We start from the raw sequence: 7763 nt of genomic DNA on the forward strand, positions 1-7763 counted from the left end.
TGACTATGGCTACCCCCAAGATTTCCGTTGTCGTTCCCATCTATAACGTGGAGGAGTGCCTGGCTTGGTGCCTGGACTCCCTGCTTGCGCAGGACATGCCCGATTGGGAAGGCGTGCTGGTCAACGATGGCTCACCGGATGGCTCGCGCGATATTGCGGCCGCTTATTGCGAAAAGGATGCGCGCTTTACGCTGGTCGATAAGAAGAACGGTGGCCTGTCGAGTGCGCGTAATGCAGGCATCGCTGCGTCCACGGCGCCTATCGTCGCGTTTTTGGATTCCGACGACCGGTTTACGCCCGATGCATGCCGCGTGATCGTCGATGCCTTTGAGCGCGAGGACTGCGACGTTTTGACCTTTGGCGCGAATCCGTATCCGCTGGAGGCGGGGTATCCGTGGCTTAACTATGTGCTGAGCCCACGCGATGTGTCGTTTGAAGGCTATAACTCTGACTTGCTGTTTAAGGAAGCATCTCGCCCCTTTGCATGGCGCACCGCCTGCAAGCGTGAGTTTTTGCTGGGCAACGGGATCGTGTTCGATGAAACCGTCAAGTATGGCGAGGACCAGGTCTTCGATTTTGCCGTGTACGGTCGTTCGTACAAGACCGCGCTTATCTCGAACAAGCTGTATGACTACCGCGTGGCGCGCAAGGGTTCGCTCATGGACACCATGCGCTATGACGACGAGACGCGCCTGCTGGAGCACGTGAAGATTTACTCCGCGGTGCTGGCAGATTGGCGCCGCGACGGTCTCGATGCTCAGCACGCCGATGACCTTGCATATTTCCTGTGCGATCTGGTGCTGTACGATGCGCTCAGGTTGCTGGGTTTGGACTGCGGCAAGGTGTTTGCCGCCGTTGCCACGGCGCTTGCCGGTTCTGCCGTGGGTAGCGATGCTGCGCTCGCACAATGCGCTCCTTCTGTTGCCGCTATGGTGCGTGCGGCGCTTACCAGCAAGGCCCCCAATGCCCGTGAGTGCAAAAAGCTCATGTTCGATTACGACGTCTTGAGGTTTGGGCGTCTGGGTGCCTGCAAGCGCATGGCAGCGAACGCCCTGGGAAAGCGAGAAGTGTAGATGAGTATCAAGCGTTTGGCACTTTGCCGCAGTCAGGGCCGTCTGTTTGTGCTGCTTCGTTTTGCCGGTCAGGATGTCGCCGCGCTTATTGAGCGGGAGGGTTCTCAAGCGTTTGCCCATGCGACGACGAGCGGTTCTTCTGTGCCGTCGCTGGCGTTCCCGGTCGATCATGGCCGTGTACTGGCACTTTGCCCTTCCGTTTCCGATTACGAGCGCGAGCTCGCCGTCTTGGTGCTTCCGTTTTTGGATGGCTCGTCGATGGATGTCGTTTTTGCATCCGGTGGCCAAAGGTTGGGCTCCATTCGCCTCGATAGCCGCGTGGCCAAGCTGGAATCCAAGATTAACTACAAAGCAAAGCCTGCGCTGTGTGCGCTTATCCGCGATGCGCAGCGTGGCGAATGTTGCGGTCGCTACGATATCGATGCCATTCGCTATTTGCCAGCCGACGCCGGCGCGGTGTGGCGCTATGAGGTTACCTGGGCGGGAGACCTCCAGTGCGCACCTGAGCTCCAGATCTTCGATACGCATATGAATGCCATCGATGTCACCGTGCATGTGTTTGAATCGCAGGTCGATGTTCCCCAGCGCAACGGTTGCCGCGTCAATAAAACGTATCTGAGCGTAGAGATGCCTCAGGATATACGAGATTTTGTCGCGATCGTGAGCGATCCCACAGAGCGGATCCAGAGCGGGTTTTGCGCCATGGATGGTCGCCTGTACAACGACATGGTCGACGACAGCTGGAACCGCATGAAGGACGCGCGCGCAGACGACGCAGCTTATCGACGTTGGTTTGAGCAGCATCGCGCAAAGCCGGGCGATTTGGCGTGCCAGCGTGTCGCTTCGGCGGCCTTTGCCTATAGGCCGCTCGTGAGCATTGTGGTGCCGTGCTACAAGACTGATCGGGTCTACCTGCGCGAGCTGCTGGATTCGGTGCTAGCCCAGAGCTATGGCAACTGGGAATTGCTGCTGATGGACGCCTCACCCGAATGGGATGCGGTGGCCGACCTTGCGGCGGACGCCAATGACGAGCGCGTTCGCCGCATCGAGCTTCCCGGCAACGGCGGCATTGTGGTCAACACCAACGCTGGTATTGAGCAAGCGACGGGCGACTACATCGCGTTCTTGGACCACGATGACATCCTGGAACCGGACGCGTTATTCCGCTATGTTGCCGCGCTGAACAAGGCTGCCGAGGACGAGCGTCCCCAGGTCCTGTTCTGCGACGAGGACATGTTCCAGAAAACGGGGGAGTGGGGTCAGCCGGTCTTTAAGACGCAGCTCAACGTCGACCTGCTCTATAGCCATAACTGCGTGACGCATTTCTTGATGGTGGAGAAGGCGCTCATCGATCGTATTGGCATGTCGCCTGAAGATGTCGCGGGCGCCCAGGATTACGACCTTACGCTTCGCTGTCTTGCGGCGGGCGCGCGGTTTGAGCATGTTGCGCACGTGCTGTATCACTGGCGCGTACATCCGGGATCGACCGCCGATGGCTCTGCCGATAGCAAGCCGTATGCTATTGAAGCCGGGCGCCTTGCGCTCCAGCGCTACTTTAACGCGCAGGGCATTTGCGGAACGGTCGAGGAGACCGAGACGCCTTTTGTCTACCGCATGCGCTATGCGCTGCCAGTGCCTGCGCCGCTGGTGAGCATTGTGATTCCCACCAAGGATCACATTGAGACGCTCGACGCCTGTGTAATGTCGATCGCCCAGAGAGTCACGTATGCCAATTACGAGATTGTCTTGGTGGAGAACAACAGCGAAGCCCCGGAGACGTTTGCGTATTACGAAACCCTGCCGGAACGCGTGGCTGCAGCATCTGAAGGCAAGGGCATCGCGCGCGTTGTGTACTGGCCGGGCGAGTTCAATTACTCCCAGATCATCAACTTTGGTGTTGAGCACGCCAAGGGCGACTACCTGCTGCTGCTCAACAACGATACCGAGGTCATAAGCCCCGATTTTATCGAAGAGATGATGGGCTATCTGCAGCGTCCCGATGCGGGCGTGGTGGGCGCCAAACTCTACTTTGCCGATCATCTGGTGCAGCATGCCGGCATTTTGGTTGGCGTGCGTGGCGCACTTGCCCATGCCAACCAGGACTTTTCGGCAAAGCGCGAGGGCTATCTTGCCCGCGCTGTGCGCCCGGGCAACTTTAGCGCCGTAACGGGCGCCTGTCAGATGGTGCGACGCGACGTATTTGCGCAGGTCGGAGGCTATAACGAGGAATTCGCCGTCGGCTTTAACGACGCAGACTTTTGCCTGCGCGTGTGGGAGGCGGGCTACCGTACCGTCTTTACACCCTATGCCGAGCTGTACCACTACGAGTTCACCTCGCGCGGCAGGGAAGAGGCCAACGAGGAAAAGCTGCGCCGCTGGAAGCGCGAGCAAGCGCTGTTCATGCAGCGCTTGCCTGAGTTTTTCTTGACGGGCGATCCATGGTTGGGGCCGAACTTATCCGCTGAGAGCGAGTATTTCTCGTATTAAGTCAATGGTTTTTAGGAAGTCCTAAACTTTCTTTCGGTATGAGCTTGGAAGAAAGCAATGTTGGACTATTTACTAAGACAAATTACGAAAGCTCGATATTTCCGCGATAAGATTATACAGGTTTATATAACTCGATATTATCCGATATGGTCTACGATAAAAATTTAAGCAATGATTGACCGTTAATCGATTTCCTAGAAAGGCAAACAAGTGGAGGTAGCGCTCTCTATGGGTGATAGTTTTGTCGCGACTGGTTTGACCATAGAGGACAATCTTCTGTCGAGAGCCGCTAAGGCCACTAAGGGCTATGCCTATCTGGTACAACTGGTCGGTTATTCCATTTGGCAGCGCGCCAATTTGCATCGTGCCAAAAGTGCCATCGTGAGTGAGCGCGATGTTGCCGAAGGTATTGCGCTGGCAGAAGCTCGTTTTCACGATGTTGTTCACGAGCCCGCGATTTCTGGACTGGGGCATAACGATATCAAATACCTTTTGGCGATGTGCGAGGATAATCAACAGTTTAAATCAGCCGAGATTGCTAAGCGCATGGGTAAAAAGACCAATGAGGTCAGCTCCATTAGGGCAAAATTGCACAAAGAGAGGTTATTCAGGCGTCACAGAGAGGCTACGTGCAGTTTGCCGTGCCGGACCTAGATATCTATCTGCGAGAGAATGTCGAGAAGATTCTCGAACGGTTCTAAATCGGAGAGAGGGCGGCGTCACCATCTTTAAGACTGCTGCCAGCGTCGATTGTCATATCGGGTTTTTCTGGGGCGACAATCCCCGTGATAATAGAGATGTGGCATTCATCGTCGCCCGCTAATCAGATTTTGTCTATCTATAGCATTGCGTGTTTAAATTCGCAGCAACAAAGATACCATTTACAAAGAGTGAGGGCTATCTTGCCCGCGCCGTGCACCCGGGCAACTTTAGCGTCGTAACGGGCGCCTGTCAGATGGTTCGACGCGACGTATTTGAGCAAGTCGGAGGCTATAACGAGAAATTCGCCGTCGGTTTTAAGGACACAGACTTTTGCCTGCGCGTGTGGAAGGCGGGCTACCGCACCATCTTTACGCCGTATGCCGAGCTGTACCACTACGTGTTCAACTCGTACGGCAGGGAAGAGGCCAACGAAGAAAAGCTGCGCCGCTGGAAGTGCGAGCAGGCTCTCTTTATGCAACGCTGGCCCGAGTACTTTGTTGGCAAGGATCCATGGCTTAACTCAAACCTCAGCTCAGAAAGCGGGTACTTTGCGCTTTAGATTGCTGAAATGTCCTTCGGGAGTTGGCCGTCTGTTGATATGAAAGACATTGAGAAATAGGGGGGCTAACGAGCCTGTAACGGTGACGAGTCGTTAGCCCTTTGGGCTAGTCTTTTACAATAATCAATGGATCTATTAGGTTAACAAAGTGTTTTTCAAATTGTGTCTTATCATTTTGCGAGGAATAGTAGTCTTCAACGCTATCAAGTAGCTCAGTGATTAGGTCACAAATGGGTAATTCGATAATTGGATTGCCATCGTCTATATTAATCGCTAAGGCCCTTCCGTCTCCAAAGTCTGAATTGATTAGCCGGAAGTTGACTTCGTGCCCAGATTTCAAATTTAGATCCAAATTTCCGCTGTGAACAATTGAGCAACGTATTTTATAGATGAACTTTCCGAAATCATTTCCGTTTAGCATACTTTGGTCATGAATAAAAGCTGAAGTGTCAACAAATTGGTTGATCCAACGGCTGTACCGATCTCCTACTGTTTTTTCGTTTGGATACTCGACTTGAGCGCAGACGTCTGGCAGCGTGAGAGAAAAACATAGAGCTGAATAATAAGCTTTAGCATTTAGCGCTCTGCGTGCATCTTCAATGTACTCCAGCATAATGAACTCCTATAATTGCCAAAGTTATTAATTTAATTATAACGAATACTTGTCTACCATTTGGTATGGACGCATATAGCATCTCGTACAGCTATTAGCGGCTATTAGCGGATAACAAATAATATGTTCCATATATTGACGGTTTCCTCGAAACCCTCTGCATGGTCAACAGCCTCAAGACATCTCGGGGCAGGATGATCTATTGCAAGTTGAAATAGGGTGTTAACCAGGGGCAAATCACATCCGCTACAGCTGTGTTGCCAGTAGCATGTAAGAAGGCTGGCAAATCTCTTGCTATACTCGAAGCGCTTATTTGAGGGAAAGACTAAGCGCGGGACCACGCGGTGCCTGAAACGTTCATAAACGTCATACAGTGAAAAGCCTACAGGAAAGTGCCTACGCGGACTAAGAGATGACACGTGGACGCGTTTTCTCTCGGTCGGAATACGCAAATGCCTTTGTTTTTGTAGGTTGATTTTCAGCCCCAGCGAGCACTTTGAACGGATAGCGTGTTTCCGCACCTAGCCGAACGGCCCTGGACCGTGCGAGGCGGCCCCGGGCCGTCGTTTCCCCAGTTGAAGGAACGGTGGGGGTGTGTTTCGACGGGTCCGGGGCCATGCTTCGCCAGCCCCTCGACTCCGCTTCCCAGGCTCAGCCGAACGGCCCCCGCGCGCCTATCCACGTGCGACATCGCGAGCGCGAGGTCGGCCGGCGCGAGCCGGTCGAACCTGAGCTCCCGGCCCTTCGGCAGCAGCTTCCTGAGCCGTCCCTCCAAGCGCTGCGGGCGCCGCAACCCGGGCACTTCGGGTCCTGCCGATAGGCCGCGCGGCCTCGGCGAGCGTGCCGGCGCCGACCTCATCGCTGCAGCGCTTCTCGTCGACGGCTTCTCTGAGCAGCAGGAGCTCGTCGGCGGTGATGCCCGCCACGAGCGCCCTGAAGGGGTTCGCTCTTCCCATATGGATCTGTCCCATCCGCCTGAACGCCCACATGGAAGGATTGTCGCCAAACAAAGATTCGGGTGGGCGCTCGGGCAAATTCTCTGTTTGGCTGGGAAGGGCATAGCATTTGGGGACCGCAGGGCCCCCGGTAATTAGCTGTTATCTAAATTGTTAGATTTCGAATGGTGTGTCAGGAGTTTTACCTTAGGCATTTTGCGGCTATAGGGACAAGGTCGAACATCGTGTGAACGACATCACCCGTGTTTGCAACGGTTGCCGTGAACTTGCCGTTTCTAAAGTCCATCAGATGGTAGAGGTTGATTGTCAGATCTTGCTGTGCGGCGATTCTCATGATCCAGTAAGCGCAATTATCGCTGCAGTTTGTGGTGTTGTATACGTTCTGAGGCATAAAGTACATGAGCAGCAGGGTTTTAGTGCCTCCCGATAGCCTTTCAGGAGGGATGATGCTCAGCATCTTGGTATCAATTGCGCATGGCCCAACCACAATACCTTTTTCGATGGATTTGATGATCCTTTGCGCAAAGGCATCTTGAAACCACTGGGGCGAATAGACGTTATCGAAGTAAACCGACGTATTGTAGATAACGTTTTCCATATCACCATAGTGAATTGTTAACACGTTGGTCCCTTCGGGATGCTGGCGTGGTGTTCGTGAGGACGATTGTGTCGCACGCACAAAACGAGCGTTGTTGGTCGGTATCGAATGCGATTGATTGTGAGGGCTGAATTCAATGCCTGTATTATTCTTGTCCGTGCTTGTGTCTAAGTTGCTTTGAAGGTCTATGTTTTAGAAAATAGTCCCGAGCTATGCTCCGTGTGGCGGCACGTAAAAGCTGTACTGTGCTTGGGCAGGTAAAAGTCCAAGACGATTAGATGTCCGAGAGGATATCGAGCCCGCACCGGGGAGATAAGGTGAGTCCGCGCCGGGGACTATAATTCCGGCGACAACTAGGTTTCCGTGAGGATACCGCGGCTGACAGCCAGCAGAAAACCCCTTATATGCTTCTTCCGCGTGCCGTGTACCGTGTGCCGTGTGCCGTGTGCCGTTTGCCGAGCGCTGTCTGCTTACACGATTTACGCCGAATTGCTTGGGTCTATGGACGTTCAATCTGCCATGAGTCTGAAGTAGGACTTGAACTATATTCGCTGATACGAGCTGTTATCAGGCATTTTCCGATGCGACTTATTAGCTTGCCGTGTGGATCGGAACGGTCATGTCTGTTGTCTTGTTAAACCACTGTCGTCGTTACATTCTGCTTCTTGCCGTGATATGCCTATGCGTTTTACTGGGTAGGTCTTCAAATACGGCTGGCGCGGAGAGCCCGATTCGAGGTGACGCATAATTTCTTTCGCAAATTGACAACCGCATA

General features: G+C 53.8%; 7 protein-coding genes. 4 read left to right on the plus strand and 3 right to left on the minus strand.

The features are described 5' to 3' along the window. Positions 1-5 precede the first annotated feature (5 nt). The 4 genes from DW136_RS06500 (at position 6) to DW136_RS06515 (ending at position 4821) form a co-directional block, all read left to right on the plus strand. On the plus strand, positions 6-1073 hold the full coding sequence (locus DW136_RS06500; RefSeq protein WP_118289302.1) for a glycosyltransferase family 2 protein: 1068 nt from the start codon (positions 6-8) through the stop codon (positions 1071-1073). Beyond that, complete coding sequence (locus DW136_RS06505) at positions 1074-3560, plus strand: glycosyltransferase family 2 protein (protein ID WP_118289303.1); 2487 nt, start codon at positions 1074-1076, stop codon at positions 3558-3560. It begins immediately after the preceding gene. A 228-nt stretch (positions 3561-3788) separates the two neighbouring features. Beyond that, complete coding sequence (locus DW136_RS06510; RefSeq protein WP_147351645.1) at positions 3789-4214, plus strand: hypothetical protein; 426 nt, start codon at positions 3789-3791, stop codon at positions 4212-4214. 196 nt (positions 4215-4410) lie between these two features. Next, positions 4411-4821 carry a glycosyltransferase family 2 protein gene (locus DW136_RS06515; RefSeq protein WP_158571677.1) on the plus strand — a complete coding sequence of 137 codons (411 nt, stop codon included), beginning with the start codon at positions 4411-4413 and terminating at the stop codon, positions 4819-4821. A 106-nt stretch (positions 4822-4927) separates the two neighbouring features. On the opposite strand, the gene DW136_RS06520 is transcribed toward DW136_RS06515, so the two are convergent. The 3 genes from DW136_RS06520 to DW136_RS06530 form a co-directional block, all read right to left on the minus strand. Next, on the minus strand, positions 4928-5434 hold the full coding sequence (locus DW136_RS06520) for a hypothetical protein (protein WP_118289306.1): 507 nt from the start codon (positions 5432-5434) through the stop codon (positions 4928-4930). Between the two features lie 674 nt (positions 5435-6108). Further along, positions 6109-6390: a hypothetical protein gene (locus DW136_RS09990; RefSeq protein ID WP_158571446.1), complete on the minus strand. Its 282-nt coding sequence runs from the start codon at positions 6388-6390 to the stop codon at positions 6109-6111. A 181-nt stretch (positions 6391-6571) separates the two neighbouring features. Next, the gene (locus DW136_RS06530; RefSeq protein ID WP_118289310.1) at positions 6572-6988 is read right to left on the minus strand and encodes a DUF4869 domain-containing protein; all 417 of its coding nucleotides are present in this window, start codon (positions 6986-6988) and stop codon (positions 6572-6574) included. Positions 6989-7763 lie beyond the last annotated feature (775 nt).

Origin of the sequence: Collinsella sp. AM12-1, from assembly GCF_003472325.1 — a bacterium.
GTDB lineage: Bacteria > Actinomycetota > Coriobacteriia > Coriobacteriales > Coriobacteriaceae > Collinsella.